Annotated in this window: 14 protein-coding genes and 1 pseudogene; 11 read left to right on the forward strand and 4 right to left on the reverse strand. The window is 65.4% G+C overall.

Translation table 11 applies throughout. The features are described 5' to 3' along the window. On the forward strand, positions 1–469 hold a 469-nt coding region (locus tag A3M7_RS50335; protein ID WP_210164309.1), incomplete at its 5' end, for a hypothetical protein. A 128-nt stretch (positions 470–597) separates the two neighbouring features. Here the strand turns inward: A3M7_RS50335 and A3M7_RS0136940 are convergent. The 3 genes from A3M7_RS0136940 to A3M7_RS0136950 form a co-directional block, all read right to left on the reverse strand. Beyond that, positions 598–1,059 carry a hypothetical protein gene (locus A3M7_RS0136940; protein WP_027548396.1) on the reverse strand — a complete coding sequence of 154 codons (462 nt, stop codon included), beginning with the start codon at positions 1,057–1,059 and terminating at the stop codon, positions 598–600. Positions 1,060–1,074: 15 nt separating this feature from the next. Beyond that, positions 1,075–1,500 (reverse strand): universal stress protein, encoded by a 426-nt coding sequence (locus A3M7_RS0136945; RefSeq protein WP_011088599.1) that lies wholly within the window; start codon positions 1,498–1,500, stop codon positions 1,075–1,077. A gap of 71 nt (positions 1,501–1,571) precedes the next feature. After that, complete coding sequence (locus tag A3M7_RS0136950) at positions 1,572–2,108, reverse strand: histidine phosphatase family protein (protein ID WP_027548397.1); 537 nt, start codon at positions 2,106–2,108, stop codon at positions 1,572–1,574. Positions 2,109–2,302: 194 nt separating this feature from the next. On the opposite strand from A3M7_RS0136950, the gene A3M7_RS0136955 reads away from it, so the two are divergent. The 9 genes from A3M7_RS0136955 to A3M7_RS0136995 all read left to right on the forward strand — a co-directional run bounded on the left by A3M7_RS0136955 (position 2,303) and on the right by A3M7_RS0136995 (position 15,874). Beyond that, entirely contained in the window at positions 2,303–3,760 is a 1,458-nt protein-coding gene (locus A3M7_RS0136955; protein ID WP_027548398.1) for an FAD-binding oxidoreductase, read from the forward strand. A gap of 86 nt (positions 3,761–3,846) precedes the next feature. Further along, the gene (gene msrB, locus A3M7_RS0136960; RefSeq protein WP_027548399.1) at positions 3,847–4,359 is read left to right on the forward strand and encodes a peptide-methionine (R)-S-oxide reductase MsrB; all 513 of its coding nucleotides are present in this window, start codon (positions 3,847–3,849) and stop codon (positions 4,357–4,359) included. Between the two features lie 178 nt (positions 4,360–4,537). Further along, positions 4,538–6,814 (forward strand): flagellar hook-basal body complex protein, encoded by a 2,277-nt coding sequence (locus A3M7_RS0136965; protein ID WP_027548400.1) that lies wholly within the window; start codon positions 4,538–4,540, stop codon positions 6,812–6,814. A gap of 34 nt (positions 6,815–6,848) precedes the next feature. Further along, complete coding sequence (gene flgK / locus A3M7_RS0136970) at positions 6,849–8,732, forward strand: flagellar hook-associated protein FlgK (RefSeq protein WP_027548401.1); 1,884 nt, start codon at positions 6,849–6,851, stop codon at positions 8,730–8,732. A 20-nt stretch (positions 8,733–8,752) separates the two neighbouring features. Next, positions 8,753–10,636, forward strand: a complete 1,884-nt coding sequence (locus A3M7_RS0136975; RefSeq protein WP_027548402.1) for a flagellar protein — start codon at positions 8,753–8,755, stop codon at positions 10,634–10,636. Between the two features lie 71 nt (positions 10,637–10,707). Then, a complete protein-coding gene (locus A3M7_RS0136980) occupies positions 10,708–11,490 on the forward strand; it encodes a hypothetical protein (RefSeq protein ID WP_027548403.1) in 783 nt (260 codons plus the stop codon). After that, positions 11,480–13,123, forward strand: a complete 1,644-nt coding sequence (locus A3M7_RS0136985; protein ID WP_049823934.1) for a hypothetical protein — start codon at positions 11,480–11,482, stop codon at positions 13,121–13,123. Before A3M7_RS0136980 ends, A3M7_RS0136985 begins: the two co-directional genes overlap by 11 nt. A gap of 1 nt (position 13,124) precedes the next feature. After that, positions 13,125–14,378: a RimK family alpha-L-glutamate ligase gene (locus A3M7_RS0136990; RefSeq protein ID WP_027548405.1), complete on the forward strand. Its 1,254-nt coding sequence runs from the start codon at positions 13,125–13,127 to the stop codon at positions 14,376–14,378. Further along, positions 14,375–15,874, forward strand: coding sequence for an aspartate aminotransferase family protein (locus A3M7_RS0136995; RefSeq protein WP_027548406.1), 1,500 nt, complete (start codon positions 14,375–14,377; stop codon positions 15,872–15,874). The genes A3M7_RS0136990 and A3M7_RS0136995 overlap by 4 nt, the downstream gene beginning before the upstream one ends. Before the next feature lie 92 nt (positions 15,875–15,966). Here A3M7_RS0136995 and flbT read toward each other — a convergent pair whose 3' ends face one another. Continuing rightward, entirely contained in the window at positions 15,967–16,407 is a 441-nt protein-coding gene (gene flbT / locus A3M7_RS0137000) for a flagellar biosynthesis repressor FlbT (protein WP_027548407.1), read from the reverse strand. 320 nt (positions 16,408–16,727) lie between these two features. On the opposite strand from flbT, the pseudogene A3M7_RS45560 reads away from it, so the two are divergent. After that, positions 16,728–16,913 (forward strand): annotated as a pseudogene (locus A3M7_RS45560) (flagellar protein); the annotation flags it as partial.

Raw genomic sequence — 16,913 nt, forward strand, 5'->3', positions numbered from 1 at the left:
GCGGATTGCGCTACGATGCACAGCGGGGAAACAGGGCAACCGGAGCATCCCGGCCTTCCCTGCGCGGATGGTTGGAACGGCTTATGTCGTGCTCTCCCCGGGGAGCGATGCACTATTGCCCCCGTCGCCTTGCGGATGGCTGATGCGCGCGGTCCGGTCGGACCGCACCCATCACCGCAAGACTTGGCGCACAGACCCCGGGCGCCAGGACGACACGATTTGGCCGTACGCCGATCACACCGGTCGTGCGCGCGATGCTGTCGCTCACGGCTCTCCGCCCTGCGATGCCTTTCGCGCCGATGTGACCCACGCCCACCGCTGCCCGGCCCGCGTTCGTGACGATCGCGATACGCCCCTCTTCCTTGGGCCGGAGTGCGCGCACTATCCGCCAATTCCGAATTTCGGTAAAGCGGAATATTTTCGTCATCGAGCATTGACCGATGGTTTGGGTGTTTTGCCCGACGAGTAACGCAAGATCTCGTAGCCCGGATGAGCGCAGCGACATCCGGGGATTCTCGGCACGAGCTGTCCCGGGTATCGCTTCGCTCACCCGGGCTACAGGCTTCAAGCTCTACAAGCTTCAAGCTCGTGGATGGATCAGGCGAAGGCGGCCTGGGCCCACGCTCCGTGGGGAGCTCGATCGTCGTCGGAGCGGTCGGGCGCGCGGTGAGGCCTTGTCGCGGCGCCGCGTTGGCGCCGATGCCGGATATCCAGGCGCGGCAAGTGCGCAGCGACGTTGCCCACGAACGTGGCAATGCGCGCGGCGGCCTGTTTGACGACGAACAGGATCGTCGTGACGCGGCTCAGCACGCCGAGCAGGATCAGCACCGAGAAGATGTCGATATAGGCGAGGAAGTCGCCGATGAGCACCAGTTCCGGCGGAATCGGGATCCTGTGGTAGTAGGCCAGCACAAGGATCACGACGGGGATGAAGGCAATCACCTTCCGCACCGTCAGTCTGTCCAGCAGCGCGGCCAGTTGCACGACGAGCACCTCCCATAATGCATCGCCGATCGCGAGCGGGACCTCGTAAGTCCATCTCCGCCACCATTGCTTCACGACATTGCTCCGAGCTCAGTGCCTGACCACCAGCACCGAGCACTTCGCGTAGCGCACGACGTGACCGGCATTGGAGCCGAGGAAATAGGTGCGCATCGCCGGCCGGTGCGAGGTCATCACGATCAGATCGGCCTTCATGTGCACGGCTTCCTCCAGGATCTCGTGGTAGATGCCGCCCTGGCGGACCACGCTGGAGATGTGGGAAGCCTCGATGCCGGATTCGCGCGCGACGATGGCGAGCGCTTCCTCCGAGGTCTGGCGTTGCTGTTCGTCGAAGTCGGCCGGCACGTATTCTGCCAGCATCACCGGCGTCATCGGCAGCACGTTGAGCAGGCGCACCGTGCCGCTCCAGGTCTGCGACAGCGTTGCCGCGGTTGCGATCGCCGGCTTGGCCAGATCGGTGTCGGCGAGGTCGATGGGCACGAGGATGGACTTGAACATCTGCGCCTCCAAATCTTCCAGTCAGCCCGTGATCAGGCTGCATCGACCGGTCGAGACGGCGCCCGCGCGTCTCATCCCGATCGAAGCAGCTTGGGGCTGACGAACAGCACCAGCTTGCCGCGGCGGTAGGCCACGTCCCCCCAATCCTTCACGTCAAAGTCGAAGATCGCAAGCCCCGCGGTGGGCAGATTGTGGGCGAGCGCCTTGGCGCCGGCCGGATCGCCGCCGCCCATCAGCATCAAGGCGGCCTCGTGCATGCCGGGATTGTGGCCGACCAGCAGCAGCCGCTTCGGGTTGCCCGGGTTGGTTGCAGTGCGAATGGATTCCAGGATCTGCGCGGGGTCGGCGCCGTAGAGTTCCGGCAGGACCTCGACCTCGGGCGCGGCGACGCGGCCCTTCATCGTCTGCCAGGCGATGTCCCAGGTCTGCCGTGCCCGGACGGCATGCGACACCAGCACGGTGTCGGGGAAGGGGGGATGGGAGGCGATCCAGTCGCCGATCTCGGCGGCATCCTTGTGGCCGCGGTCGTCGAGCCGGCGATCCTGGTCACGGCCGCTCGGCGCGTCGGTCTCGGTCTTGGCGTGACGCAGCAGCATCAAACGGCGCATGGCACTCTCGAATCGTTACACGTCCAGAATAATCTACAGGCACCGCTTGAGGACAAGGTGACAAGCGCCCGATCGGTCCTTTAAAGCGCGATGAGATTTGGACAAACCCTTATCGCGCTTTAAATTTTGCCTTGAGCATGATCTTTTCGGAAAACCGCTGCACACTTTTCCGGATCATGCTCTAAGAAAACGATATGAGCGAGACTTTCACAAGCGTGCCCCAGGAAGAAGCCGGCTTTCGCGAGCGTACGCGGCTGTCGTTCGATCTCGACGCCGACATCTGCGTGATCGGGGCAGGGCTTGCCGGGCTCTCCATCGCGCTGGAGGCGGCCCGGCTCGGGGCCAGCGTCGCGGTGCTCGAGGGCCGGCATATCGGCTGGAATGCCTCCGGCAACCAGCTCGGCACCGTCATGCCGGGCTTTGCGCTGCCGCTCACCGAGCTGATCGAGCGCATCGGCTTCGAGGACGCGCGCGAATTGTGGATGCTGTCGAAGGAGGGCGCCGAGTTCGTCCGCGCCAACGCCACCGAAGAGAACATGCCGGGAATCGCCCCGAGCGACGGCGTGCTCGAGGTCTCCAACGTCGATACCGGCGACCGGTTGATCAGCCGGTTGCAGATGCTGCACGAAGATTTCGACACCGAGGTCGAGGGCTGGCAGGTCGATCGCGTCCGCGAGGTGCTCAAGACCGATCGCTACTTCCACGGCGTCTACTATCCCAGGGCATTCCAGGTCGACGGCCGCAAATATGTGCACGGCCTTGCGGCGCTGGCGCGGCGGGCCGGCGCCCGCATCTTCGAGGATACGCCGGTGGTCAGCATCGACCATTCCGGCATCCGCAAGCGGATCGTCACGCCGTCGGCGCGGCTGCGCGCGACGCACATCGTGCTTGCCGGCAACATTCATCTCGGCGCGCCGTTGAGGCGCCTGTCGGAGACGCTGCTGCCGGTCTGGCGCTATGCCGGCATCACCGCGCCGCTCGGCGAGCGCGTGCACGAGATCATCGCCTTCAAGGGATCGGTGATGGATTCCGACGGCGTCGATCATTTTCGTATCGTCGACGGCGACCGGCTGATGTGGGAGAGCCCGGAGACCACCTGGGCCGCGCGGCCGCAGCGCTTTGCAGGCGGCGTCAAGCGACGGATCCGGTCGATCTTCCCCCAGCTCGGCAATGTCGAGATCACCGAGATGTTCGGCGGCGCCACCGGCCAGACCGTGCACGGCATGCCGCAGATCGGCCAGTTGCGCAAAGGCCTGTGGGTGGCGAGCGGGTTCGGCCGCCAGGGCATGAACACCTCGGCCATGGCCGGGCAGATGATCGCGCGCAGCATCCTGTGGGGCGACGAGCGCTGGCGGCTGTTTTCGCCGTTCGAGCTGGTCTGGGCGGGCGGCGCCACCGGACGGGTCGCGGGTCAACTGGTCGGGATCTGGGGCAGGACGAGCTCCGCCGCCGCAGGCACGCTCGCCCGCTACCGCGAGCGGGCGCGGGTCAAGGACAGGGAACGCGAGGCGCGGCTGGCCGAAGCCAACCGGGCCGCCGGCACCGGTCCGCGCCGGCCGCCGCCCGGTGTGCGGCCGCGGCCGGCCCCGTCGCCGAAACCCGCGGCTGAAGCCGCGGAACCGGCCTCGCTCGACGGCGGCGTCTCGCAATAAGTTGAGAAAAACTCCGCCCGGACGTGTAACGTCGGCCGTTAGAACCCGTATCTCAGGGCGTGGACTCCTCGCGCACGGAGAATGAGATGTTTGACCGCCGCATCCTGCTAACGACTGTCGCCGGCCTGTTCGGCCTTTCGGCCTTCCGCTGGCTGAGAGGAACGCCTGCCGAGGCCGGCGAGAAGGCCGCAGAAAAGTTCGAGATCGTGAAGACGGAGGCCGAGTGGCGTGCCCAGCTCACGCCGCAGCAATATGAGATCCTGCGCAATCACGGCACCGAGCGGCCCGGCTCCAGCCCGCTCTTGAAGGAGCACCGCAAGGGGATCTTCGCCTGCGCCGGCTGCGACCTGCCGCTGTTTGCGTCCGACACCAAGTTCGAGAGCGGCACGGGCTGGCCGAGCTTCTACCAGCCGATCGAAGGCAATGTCGGCAAGACCGAAGACCGCACCTTCGGCATGCTCCGCACCGAAGTGCATTGCCGGCGCTGCGGCGGCCATCTCGGCCACGTCTTCGACGACGGTCCGAAGCCGACCGGACTGCGCTACTGCATCGACGGGTTCGGGCTGGTTTTCCATCCCGCGGCGGCATCGGCGACGTAAGGGATGCCCCGGCAATTGTTGCCGGCCCGGCAATTGTGCCCCGGTCATCCGACCGGGGCCTATTCGTTTAAGTCATTGATTTTTTAGAGAAACCCGCATTGGCATAGCCCTTGCGACTGTCTCCTCCGACTGCGGCCCTGGTCGACCGGCCGCCGAGATCGGATTTGGAGACAAAGTTATGGGTATCTTCGATGCAATGAACACCTCGGTGGGTGGCCTGCAGGCGCAGTCCTACGCGCTGCAGAACATTTCCGGCAACATCGCGAACTCATCCACCACCGGTTACAAGGGCATCGGCACCAGCTTCGTCGATCTCATTCCCGACGCCTCGGTGCCCAGCAAGCAGGTCGCGGGCGGCGTGACGGCCAATGCGAAGGCCACCATCACCACGCAGGGCACGATCTCGTCCTCCACCGTCGCCACCAACATGGCGATCACCGGCGACGGCTTCTTCTCGATCCAGAAGGCGACAGGCGTCGTCGACAACGTCCCGGTGTTCAGCGGCGTCACCTACTACACCCGCCGCGGCGACTTTCAGCTCAATGCCAACGGCAATCTGGTCAACGGCGCCGGCTATTATCTGATGGGCACCACGGTCGATCCCAAGACCGGCAACCCGACCGGTAACGTGGCGACGGTCCTGAAATTCCAGAACAACTTCATCCCGGCCCAGGCGACCACTTCGATCCAGTACGCCGCGAACCTGCCGAGCGTGCCGAACACGGCGGCGAGCTCGACCGCGGCGAGCGGCACGCTGCTGGCGGCCGGCGGCCTGAACCCGTCCGATTTCGCCGCCAACCCGCTGATCATCGGCACGCCGCCGCCGCCCTATACGAATGCGACGGTCTCCGGCGCAGCGGCCACCGGCAATCTGCGCTCGGCCTATACGGCGACGACCGCGACCGGCACGGTGACGCTGCAGGACACCGCTTCGGCGGCGGCAACTGGCGCCACGTCGCTCGATTCCGCTGTGTCCCCGCATCTCAACACCAGCCTTCTCACCAACCTGGCCAACAAGACGCTGACGGTCAACGGCCAGACCATCAACTTTGACCCCACTGTTTCCGGCGCCTCGACGAGCGGCAGCACCACCACGATCGGCCTGCTCTCGCCGACCGGCGCAAAGATGTCGGACATCCTGAATGCGATCACCCTGGGCGCCGGTGGCGCCCCCGCCACCGCGACAATGACCGCGGGCGGTAACATCCAGATCACGACCAACACCACAGCCGACGTCACGATCGGCGGCACTGCGGCAAGCTTGCTCGGCGTCAGCAGCGTGACGCGCGGCGGTAACGTGCTGTCCACCCCCGCGATTACAGCTGCGACACAGCTCGGCGGCAGCGCGACGCCCGGCGGGGCGGAGGTCCTCTCGACGCCCTTCGTGGCCGGCAACACGATCCAGGTCAATGGCACGGCAGGCGCCAACACGATCACCTTCGTGAACTCCGGTGCTACCAGTTTGACCCCGAACCTGATCAACATCACTGACGACATTGCGACCTTGCTCCAGAAGATCGACAACCTCAGCGGTGCGAGCGGTTCTTCGATCAGCAACGGCGTGATCACGCTGAATACCGGTATCGCCAATCCCACCTTGACTGTGACGAGCCCCAACAACAGCAGCGCCTTCGCCGCGCTCGGCTTCACGTCATCCATCTCCAAGAACCGCGGCGGTGGCGGCACGGCCGGCACCGGCGGCGTGATCGGCAACGATATCGCCACCTTCACCAAGGAATCGATCAGCGGCGGTGCGGTCACCGCCTACAACGCCGCCGGCACGCCGGTGAACCTGCAGATGCGCTGGGCCAAGACCGACAGCGCCTCGCTGGGTACCGGCCATTCCGACACCTGGAACCTGTTCTACCAGACCGATCCGAGTGCGACGGGCACGACGGTCGGCTGGGTCAATACCGGACAGGCCTTCACCTTCGCCGCCGACGGCTCGCTGACCTCGCCGAGCAGCTCGGGCATTACCATCAACAATGTCAGCGTCAGCGGCCAGTCGCTCGGCTCTGTCGCCTTCAACATCTCCCAGGGCGGTCTGACGCAATATGCCAGCACCAGCGGCGCGGTGACGATCAACACCATCACCCAGAACGGCTACGCCGCCGGTCAGCTCCGCTCGGTCGCCGTCAACAACAACGGCCTCGTGATCGGCACCTTCTCCAACGGCCAGAACCTCGACCTCGCGCAGGTCTCGCTGTCGCACTTCAACGGCACCAACTACCTCAAGGCGCTCGACGGCGGCGCCTATGCCGCGACCGAACAGTCGGGACCTGCGATCGACGGCGCTTCGGGCACCATCAGCGGCTCGTCGCTGGAAGGCTCGAACACCGACATCGCCGACGAGTTCACCAAGCTGATCGTGACCCAGCAGGCCTATTCGGCCAACACCAAGGTGATCACGACCGCGAATTCGATGGTGCAGGACCTCCTCAACGTGTTGCGCTGATCGGCGCGTGACGTAACCAAAGGCGGCCAGTGACATGGGTTTGAGTTCAGCCCTCGCCAGTGCGATGAGCGGTCTGCGTGCCAACCAGGCCGCGCTCTCGATCGTCTCCTCGAACGTCGCGAATTCGCAGACGCCGGGTTACATCGTCCAGACGCCGAACCAGATCGAGGTCACCACCGGCGACTTCGGCTCGACGGCGATGACGACCGGCGTCAGCCGCGAGCTCGACAGCTTTGTGCTGAACCAGCTGCGCACCGAGACCGGCGGCAGCGGCTACGCCGACCAGATGGCCAACATCCTGAAGCAGCTTCAGAATGTCTATGGCACGCCCGGCAACAGCGGCACGCTGGAAACTTCGCTGAACAATTTCACCACGGCGTTGCAGGCGTTGTCGACCAGCGCGGGCTCGTCGTCGGCGCAGACGGTTGCCCTCGGCGCGGCGCAGGCTCTGGCGCAGCAGCTCAACGTCACCACCAAGGGCATCCAGTCGCTGCGCTCCAACGTCGAGCAGGATCTCGGCACCTCGGCGCAGCAGGCCAACGCGGCGATGAACCAGATCGCCGACATCAACACCAAGCTCCAGGGCCTGTCGGCCACCGATCCCTCCGCCGCGACGCTGATGGACCAGCGCGACCAGGCCATCAACACGCTGTCGAAATATGTCGACGTCCGCGTCACCACCGACGGCTCGAACCAGGCCAACATCTACACCACGACCGGTATTCAGCTCGTCGGCGCCGGGCTCGCCTCGCAATTCTCCTTTGCCTCCGCCGGCGCGCTGTCGGCGACCTCGCTCTACAACATCGATCCGGCCAAGTCGGGCGTCGGCGCGTTCAACATCGTCCTGCCGAACGGCTCGAAGGTCGACGTCGTCGCCAACAATGTGGTCTCGTCCGGCCAGATCGCGGCCGATCTGAAGCTGCGCGACCAGACGCTGGTGCAGGCGCAGACCCAGATCGACCAGCTCGCCGCGACGATGTCGAGCGCGCTGTCGGACAAGACCACGGCCGGCAGCACGGTCTCGGGCCCGCCGGCCGGGTTCGACCTGGACGTTGCCGGCGCGCAACCGGGCAACGCGGTCAACATCACCTACACGGACACGGCTACCAACACCCAGCGCCAGGTCACGCTGGTCAACGTGACCGATCCGGCGGCGCTGCCGCTCCAGAATGCCACCAATGCCAATCCGATGCGGGTGGGCGTCAACTTCTCCGGCGGCGTGGCGGCGATTGCCTCCGCGCTCAACTCCGCGCTGTCAGGCTCGCACCTGACGTTCTCCGCGGCTCCTGCGCCGGCAACCGCCACGACGCTGCGGGTGACCGACGACAACACCGGCCTTGCCAAGGTCAATTCGGCCTCGACCACCAAGACGATCTCGTCGCTGACCTCGGGCAACCCGCAACTGGCGGTCTTCACCGACGGCGGGCAGGCGCTCTACACCGGCGCGATCACGGCGTCGGGCTCGCAGATGACCGGCCTTGCCGGGCGCATCGCGGTGAACACGCAGCTGGCCAGCGATCCCACGCGGCTGTCGATCTACAACACCTCGCCGGTGACGCCCGCGGGCGACACCACGCGTTCGGACTATCTCTATTCGCAGCTCACCAACGCGGTGTTCTCCTATTCGCCGACGACCGGCCTCGGCTCGGCCAACCAGCCCTTCACCGGCAGCGTCTCGAACTACCTGCAGCAGTTCCTGAGCATCCAGGCCAACGCCTCGACCCAGGCCACTCAGCTGCAGCAGGGCCAGAGCGTCGTGGTCTCGACGCTCCAGGCTAAATTCAACTCGACCTCCAGCGTCAACCTGGACTCGGAGATGTCGAACCTGATCCAGCTTCAGAATGCCTATGCCGCCAACGCCCACGTGATGTCGGTGGTGCAGGGCATGATGAACACGTTGCTCCAGGCTCAAGTGTAACCAGTACAGGGCTCTGAAACATGTCGATCAGCAGCATCAACTACTCCTCGTCGGTTCTCGGCTCGCAGATCCGCAACATCAATCAGCAGCTCACCGACCTGTCGACGCAGCTCTCGACCGGCAAGCTGTCGCAGAACTATTCCGGCATGGGCACCAACGAGGGCTTTGCGATCGCCGGGCGCGCGCAGCTCTCCAACATCGCCGCCTATACCGACACGATCACCAACGTCAACGTCAACATCAACCTCGCCAATACCGCGCTCCAGGCGCTGACGACGATCCGCAACACCGTGCAGACGGGCTCCGCCAACACCGCGCAGGATCTCAACGTCAACGGACAGACGGTCGCGCAGAACACCGCGGCCGCGCAATTCGGCTCGATGGTCGGCGTTCTCAACACGCAGTCGGGCAACCGCTATCTGTTCTCCGGAACCGCCTTCAACACGCAGTCGGTCGCGGATGCCGGCGACATCATCAACGGCACCACGACGCAGGCGGGCTTCAAGACCGTCATGGCGGAGCGCCAGGCCGCCGATCTCGGCGCGAGCGGCATGGGCCGGCTGGTGCAGACGCAGCCGACGCCCAGCTCGGTGCAGGTGTCGGAAGACGTCGCGGGATCGCCGTTCGGGCTCAAGATCAAGGCGGTCTCCTCGACGTTGACGGGCGCGACCATCACCGGCCCGAGCGGCTCGCCGGTGTCGTTCTCGGTCGATCTCAACGGAACCAATCCCAGCAATGGCGACAAGCTGAGCGTCCAGTTCACGCTGCCTGACGGTACGACCGAGCAGATCAACCTGACGGCGTCGACGGCGACGCCGACGCCGCTGGGTAGCTTTGCGATCGATGCAAGCGTCCCGGTCAACCCGAACAATACCGCGGCGAATCTCAACACCGCGCTGAACACCGCGATCAAGAAGCTTGCCAACACCTCGCTGGTGGCGGCGTCCGCCGTGACCGCCGGCGACAATTTCTTCAACACGGCCAGCTCTGCGATCGGTACTCCCAAGAGCAACCAGGCGGCTCCACCCGCACCGATCAGCGGTGCGACGGCGCTGTCCGGCGCGAGCCCCTCGGACTCGATCTCGCCGGGCTTCGTCGCCGGCAACACCATCACCGTCAACGGCACCACGCTTACTTTCGTCGCCTCGGGCGCGACCGGCAATCAGCTCAATGTCGGCGACAGCATCCAGACCCTGCTCAGCAAGATCGATGCGATCACGGGGACTTCGAAGCCGTCGACCATCCATGGCGGTTCGATCACGATCAACACGGACGATGCGGCGAGCCTGAACATCACGAGCTCGAATACGGGTGCGCTGGGTTCGCTCGGTTTCAGCGCGACGCCGGTCACCGCGACGCAGCCGCCGCTGCGCGTCGGCTCTTCGCCCGCGAGCTCGGCGACGACACTGGTGAACGGCTCGGCCAACACCGTGAAATGGTACCAGGGCAATGACGGGCCCGGTTCGGCGCGCTCCACCGCGATGGCGCGGGTCGACGATTCCGTCACGGTGCAATATGGCGCGCAGGCCGACGAGGATGCGATCCGGCGCCAGTTGCAGGCAGTCGCCGTGTTCGGGACGTTCTCGACCTCGCCGACCGGGCAGTATTCGGGCGGGCAGGTCTCGGCGCTGAGCCTGCGGGTGACGCAGGCGCTGACCCAGCAGCCGGGGCAGCAGCGTATCGAGGACATCCAGACCGACCTTGCGATGGCCCAGAACACGATGAAGGACGCGAGCACGCGCCAGACCCAGGCCAAGGCGCAGCTCCAGACCATCATCGACCAGGCGGAATCGGCCTCGCCCGACCAGGTCGCGAGCGAGATCCTGTCGCTCCAGAATGCGCTCCAGGCGTCCTACCAGGTGACCTCGAACCTTGCGCAGCTTTCGCTCGTCAAGTTCCTGTAAGGATGCGTTAAGGCGCCGTTAACCATGCCTCTTTACCTCTTGGTGAGGATTGGAGCGGGGCGGAGCTTTCGATGTCGGACAAGATGCAGCTGGTGGTGGCAACGCCTTGCTTCGGCGGGCAGGTGTCTAGCATCTATGCGAGCTCGATCTTCGCGCTCCAGCGCGCCGTGCACGGCATGTCCAATCTCGAGCTCAAGGTGCTGCTGCGCGACGGCGACGCCCTGATCACGCGGGCGCGGGCCAACCTTGCCGCGATGTTCCTGGACGATCCCAAGGCGACGCATTTCCTGTTCATCGATGCCGATATCGGGTTCAAGCCGGAGCAGGTGTTCCGGCTGATCGAATGCGGCGCCGACGTTGTCGCCGGCTGCTATCCGATCAAGCGGGTCAACTGGGACAAGGCCGCGCGTGCGATCCAGTCGGGCCGGGCGGATGTGCCGGCGGCTTCGCTCGACTACGTGCTCGAGATCGAGGACCCCGACCGCATCGTGGTGGTCAACGGCTTTACCCGCGTGCGCTACGCCGGCACCGGCTTCCTGATGATCCGGCGCCACGTGCTGGAGGCGATGTGCCGCCATCCGGACTACGCCAGCCTGCAATTCTTCCGCGAGCATTCGCACGATACGCTGGCGGCGAGCCAGAACCGGTTCGCGCTGTTCGAATGCATGATCGATCCGGCGACCGGCACGTATCTCTCCGAGGACTTCGCCTTCTGCAAGCGCTGGACCGATATCGGCGGCGAGATCTGGGCCGATATCCAGAGCTCGCTCGACCATGTCGGGCCGTCGGTATTCCACGGCGATATCGCCTCGCAATTCGCGCCGGCGCCCGCGGCGGCGGCCGATGCGGCGTGAGCCTTTCGGGATGAGCGTCGACGCATCCCGTCTGCCAGAGCTCGGGCGAGTGTCCGACGGTGGCTCGCGCTACCGCTTGCGCGATCTGTTCACGCCGCTCGACACGCTGCTGGTCTCCGGCGGAGATTCGCGCCTGACGCTCGATCCGAAGGACCGCGTCAACGCCTATGGCTGCGCGGCCTCGCCGGAGCCGGAGATCTGGAATTTCGCTTCCTCGACCGCGTCCGTGATCTCGCAAGCGGCCTATGACCGCGTCGCGCTGGCGCGCGAAGAGCTGATGCACAAGTGCCTGTTCGACGAGGTCGAGGTCGCCTTCGACACACGTTGCGAGGACATGCGTGACGAGCTGCGCGGATATCTCCAGCTCTCGCCGCGCGTCGATGTCGTGTTCTCGCCGTCCGGCACCGACTCCCAACTTCACGCCTTGTTCCTGGCGCGCGCGGTGCTCGGCGCAGTGCCGGTGACGATCGTGGTCGGCACGGATCAGACCGGAAGCGGGACGCCCCATACCGCACGCGGGCACCATTTCAGCACGATGACGGCGAGCGGCCTTGCGGTGCGAAAGGACGGCGCGGTGGCCGGGCTCGCCGGCGACAGCGTCGCGGTGCCGCTGCTCGACGCGGCGCCCGGCATTGCGATGCGCCCGGATGCGGATGAAGCGGTACTGCGCGCGGTCGAGACCAGCCTCGCGCAAGGTCGGCGCGTTCTGTTGCAGATCATGGATTCTTCAAAGCTCGGCTGGCGCGCGCCGAGCGTGGCCTGCCTCGACGAGATCGCGCGACGCTGGCCCGGCAAGGTCCAAATCGTCGTCGATGCCTGCCAGGCGCGGCTTGGCCGCCGCCGGCTGCGTTCCTATCTCGATCGCGGCTACATGGTGCTGATGACGGGCTCGAAATTCTTCGGCGGCCCCGCCTTCAGCGGCGCGCTGCTGGTGCCCAAAGGGCTGTCGCGCTCGCTCGGCCGGATCGGCGAGATCGCGCCGGGCTTCTTCGATTATGCCGGCCGCAGCGACTGGCCAAAAGCCTGGACGGGGCTGCGCTCGCGTTTCGAGCGCAGGCCGAATTTCGGTCAATGGCTGCGCTGGGAGGCAGCGCTCAGCGAGATCGGCAGCTATTATGCCGTGTCCGGTGCGTTTCGCGCCAAGGCGCTGGCCGAGCTTGCGGCCGGCATCGACAGCATGATCGCGCTGTCTCCGTCGCTTCGGGCTGTTCCCGCCGCGATCGAAGCGTCCGGGATGGACGACGAGGAATTCGCGCACGCCACGATCTTTCCGTTCACGCTGCGGCGCGACGGCAAGCCGGTTTCCATCGCCGAGACCAGCGCCGTGCATCGCGCCCTGGCGCACGACATGAACGGCGACATCGACGGCAGTGCGGCGGACCGGCAGGTTGCCGCGCAACGCTGCCTCGTCGGCCAGCCAGTACGATTTGACCAGCCGGACGGCAAGCCGCAGGCCGCGCTGCGGCTGTGCGTCGGGGCGCGGCTCGTCACCGAAGCCTGGTCGGCGGACGCCGCCCAAGCGCAACGCAATTTGCAGCATATCCTCGATCGCATCGCCCACGTGCTGGTGAAGATCGAGCTGCTGCTCGACCGTGCCGCGGCTGCGCCGGGAAAGTTTGTGCTCGAGGTCTAAGATGCTGCATCCTGTTTCAGCGCCGAACGGCGCGACCGCGCCGAACTATTCCGATCGCATCGGCTTTGCGCAACTGACGCGCCGCGCCTTCGAGGGCGGCAATCTGCATCCGCTGCGCGAGAAGCTCCTGGCGCGGATCGAGGAGGGGACGGCCGAGGCGGGCGAAGGCCTGGATCTGTCGCTGATTGCCCAGCTTCTCGGCGAGAAGGAGGCCGGGCTCGTAATCCAGACCGAGGTGCTCGCCTTCCACCAATTGTTTCGCACGCCTTGCGCGGCTCCGAAACCAGGCCTGCGCGTGCTGGCGCTGGCGGCCGATATCGACATGGGCGGCAATACCCCGATCGAATTCCTGCTCGAAGGCTCCGACATCGAATTGCTGACGCTCTATGTGGTCAAGGGCGTCGGTCTGCCGGAGACGTTGCCCGAGCACGACGTCGCGATCGTGGTCGCATCCGATTCGGAGGAATGCCGGCAGGCGCTCGCTGTCATCGAACAGGCCGCGCCGCACTGGCCGCGGCCGTTGCTCAATCGCCCCCATCTCATCGGCAACCTCGATCGCGACAAGCTGTACCGGCTGCTGGCGGGCATTCCCGGTCTCGACATTCCAGCGACCGTCCATGCGACGCGTGCGCAATTGCTGGATCTTTCGGAAGGTAAGATCGCCTGCCACGACGTCACGGGCGAATTGCGCTTTCCGATGATCGTGCGGCCGCGCGGCACGCATGCGGGCGTCGGGCTCGCCAAGATCGACGATGCGCCGGCACTCGCGGCCTACCTTGCCGAACGGAAAGAGCAGGATTTCTTCGTCGCGCGCTTCGTCGACTATGCGAGCCCCGACGGGCTTTACCGCAAATATCGTCTCACCATGGTCGACGGCAAGCCCTACGCCTGCCACATGGCGATCGCCGACCGCTGGGACATCTGGTATCTCAACGCCTACATGGCATTCAGCGAAGAGAAGCGAGCTGAAGAAGCCGCCTTCATGCTCGACTTCGACAGCGCTTTCGCCGCGCGTCATCGCAACGCGCTCGACGAAATGAGCAAGCGTGTCGGCCTCGACTATTTCATCGTCGATTGCGCCGAGAACCGGGACGGCGAGCTGCTGGTGTTCGAGGCCGACAACACCGCCGTCGTCCACAACATGGATCCGCCGGCCGTATTTCCATACAAGCCGCCGCAGATGCGCAAGATCTTTGCCGCATTCACTGCGATGCTGTCGCGACACGCAGAAGCCGGCGAGGGGAGAGCCGCATGAACGAGATGGTCCGCAAGACGCAAGCCGCCGCCACCGACACCTCGCTCGATCCGCAGGACTGGAACGCGTTTCGCGCGCTCGCCCATCGCATGCTCGACGAGACGATCGACGGCATCGTCAACATTCGTGCGCGTCCGGTGTGGCAGCCGATCCCCGATGACGTCCGCGCCGCATTCAAGGCCGACGTGCCACGCGAGGCAAGCGATCTCGCCGATGTCTATCGCGAATTCGCCGAGCATGTCGCGCCATATGCGACCGGCAACGTCCACCCCGGCTTCATGGGCTGGGTGCATGGCGGCGGCACTGCGGTCGGCATGCTCGCGGAAATGCTCGCCGCCGGCCTCAACGCCAATCTCGGCGGCCGCGACCACATGCCGATCGAGGTCGAGCGCCAGATCGTCGACTGGATGCGCCGCCTTTTCGCCTTCCCGGAGAGTGCGAGCGGCATTTTCGTCACGGGCACGTCGATGGCCAATCTGATGGCGGTGCTGGTGGCGCGTACCAGCGCGCTCGGCGCGCTGGCGCGACAATACGGCATCGGCAACGACGGCGCGCTGCTCACCGCCTACACGTCACGTGCCGCGCACGGCTGCGTCTCGCGGGCGATGGACATTGCCGGGCTCGGCACCGATGCGCTGCGCAAGATCGACGTCGATGCCGATCATCGCATCGACGTCGCCGCGCTGCGTGCGCAGATCGCGGTCGATCGCGAGGTCGGCTTCAAGCCGTTCCTCGTCGTCGCCTCCGCTGGCACGGTCGATATCGGCGCGATCGACGACCTCAAGGCCATCGCGGGGCTGTGCCGCGAGGAGGGAATCTGGTTTCACGTCGACGGCGCGTTCGGTGCGCTCGCGATCCTGGCGCCCGAGCTTGCGCCGGTGCTCGGCGGCATCGAGCTTGCGGATTCCATTGCGCTCGATTTCCACAAATGGGGACAGGTGCCCTACGATGCCGGCTTCCTGCTGGTGCGCGACGGCGAGCAGCATCGGCAGGCCTTTGCGCAGCCGGCGGCCTATCTGAGCCGCGAGGCGAGGGGGCTTGCCGCAGGCGCGGTCTGGCCCTGCGATCTCGGTCCCGATTTGTCGCGCGGCTTCCGCGCGCTGAAGACCTGGTTCACGCTGAAGACATTCGGCACCGACCGGCTGGGTGCGGTGATCGCGCGAAGCTGCGCGCTGGCAAAATATCTGGAAGCGCGCGTGCTCGCCGAGCCGCGGCTGGAATTGCTGGCGCCGGTAAACCTCAACATCGTCTGCTTCCGTTACCGCGCCGATGATGCCTTCAATCGCGAGATCGTCGCCGATGTCCAGGAGTCCGGCATCGCTGCGCCATCGGGCACCACGCTGGACGGCAAGTTCGCGATCCGCGCCGCCATCGTCAATCACCGCACCGACGAGACGGACATCGATGCGCTGATTGCGGCCATACTTGATTTTGGCGCACGGCGGGTTGGTGACGGAGTGGTCGAGGTCGAGGCGCCGCCGCTCGCGGCGCAGTAGCATCGACGCATGGCTGAAACGACAACGGCCCCGGAGGCGATCCGGGGCCGTTGTCGTTGGCGCGGCGTTGTCGTTCGCGCGAACGCGCGTGGTTAGGCAGCGGTGCTGACGTCGTCCTTGTCCGCTTCCGCCTTGGGATGCGTGGCTTCGTACTGGCCTCGCAGCTTCTCCTCATAGGCGATCAGCTTGCGGGCATCTTTCAGCGCCCGGTAGAGGTCGCCGTTCAGGATGTTGTTGTTGATGCCTTCGATGATCGGCCATGAACTCGGCACCGCGGTGACGATGTCCCGCACGAGGTTGAAATAGGTGCCGTGCTGGGTCTGCGGATCCGGCGAGATATACATGAGCTGGACCGCCAGATAGACGAGCTTGGCGGGCGTGTTTGCGGTCTCCGGCGTGAGGATGTCGCGCTCGCGCAGGATCGGCACGTTCTCGCCGTCGATCAGGAGGCGGGCGCGCTGGTCCGTGTTGGTGATCACCGAGTTGCCGACGATGATGCGTTCGTGCGGTTTGAGCTCGACCTTGAGAGCCATGCCTGTTCTCCATCAACGCTTTCGTAACCGAGCGCTCGTTGCGGCTTATCAAGGCGTGATTCTCGCTCGGAATTAGTTAACGAGTTCTAAATCCCCGGCATTTGCGCGAAAAAGCTCAATCTTCCCAATGTTATATCCGTGCGGCGGCGCGGCGATGTGCAGGGCTTGCCCGGCCGAATCACGCGGCGCTCGGCAAAAGCGCGGATTTCATTTCATGTTTCGTTAGAGGTCTCGGCACCAGGGTCCGCCGGTCGCTGGGTCAATCTCGATCCAAGCAGACGCGTAACAGTAGCGTCGTTTACCAGAAGGGTAACAGAGTCATGTCAGGCATCGTCCTCTCCGCGTCGGTTCGTCAGAACCTCCTCTCCCTCCAGTCCACCGCTGACCTCCTCGCCACCACGCAGAACCGTCTGTCGACCGGCAAGAGCGTCAACTCGGCCCTGGACAATCCCACCAACTTCTTCACGGCACAGTCGCTCGACAACCGCGCCAGCGACATCAACAAT

This window comes from Bradyrhizobium sp. WSM2254 (assembly GCF_000472645.1).
Lineage (GTDB): Bacteria > Pseudomonadota > Alphaproteobacteria > Rhizobiales > Xanthobacteraceae > Bradyrhizobium > Bradyrhizobium niftali.

What these genes read in the sequence shown, in the direction of transcription:
- A3M7_RS0136945 (WP_011088599.1), bottom strand. Translation starts at nt 1,500, where the DNA reads ATGTTCAAGTCCATCCTCGTGCCCATCGACCTCGCCGACACCGATCTG.
- A3M7_RS0136950 (WP_027548397.1), bottom strand. Translation starts at nt 2,108, where the DNA reads ATGCGCCGTTTGATGCTGCTGCGTCACGCCAAGACCGAGACCGACGCG.
- A3M7_RS0136955 (WP_027548398.1), top strand. Translation starts at nt 2,303, where the DNA reads ATGAGCGAGACTTTCACAAGCGTGCCCCAGGAAGAAGCCGGCTTTCGC.
- msrB (WP_027548399.1), top strand. Translation starts at nt 3,847, where the DNA reads ATGTTTGACCGCCGCATCCTGCTAACGACTGTCGCCGGCCTGTTCGGC.
- A3M7_RS0136965 (WP_027548400.1), top strand. Translation starts at nt 4,538, where the DNA reads ATGGGTATCTTCGATGCAATGAACACCTCGGTGGGTGGCCTGCAGGCG.
- flgK (WP_027548401.1), top strand. Translation starts at nt 6,849, where the DNA reads ATGGGTTTGAGTTCAGCCCTCGCCAGTGCGATGAGCGGTCTGCGTGCC.
- A3M7_RS0136975 (WP_027548402.1), top strand. Translation starts at nt 8,753, where the DNA reads ATGTCGATCAGCAGCATCAACTACTCCTCGTCGGTTCTCGGCTCGCAG.
- A3M7_RS0136980 (WP_027548403.1), top strand. Translation starts at nt 10,708, where the DNA reads ATGTCGGACAAGATGCAGCTGGTGGTGGCAACGCCTTGCTTCGGCGGG.
- A3M7_RS0136985 (WP_049823934.1), top strand. Translation starts at nt 11,480, where the DNA reads ATGCGGCGTGAGCCTTTCGGGATGAGCGTCGACGCATCCCGTCTGCCA.
- A3M7_RS0136990 (WP_027548405.1), top strand. Translation starts at nt 13,125, where the DNA reads ATGCTGCATCCTGTTTCAGCGCCGAACGGCGCGACCGCGCCGAACTAT.
- A3M7_RS0136995 (WP_027548406.1), top strand. Translation starts at nt 14,375, where the DNA reads ATGAACGAGATGGTCCGCAAGACGCAAGCCGCCGCCACCGACACCTCG.
- flbT (WP_027548407.1), bottom strand. Translation starts at nt 16,407, where the DNA reads ATGGCTCTCAAGGTCGAGCTCAAACCGCACGAACGCATCATCGTCGGC.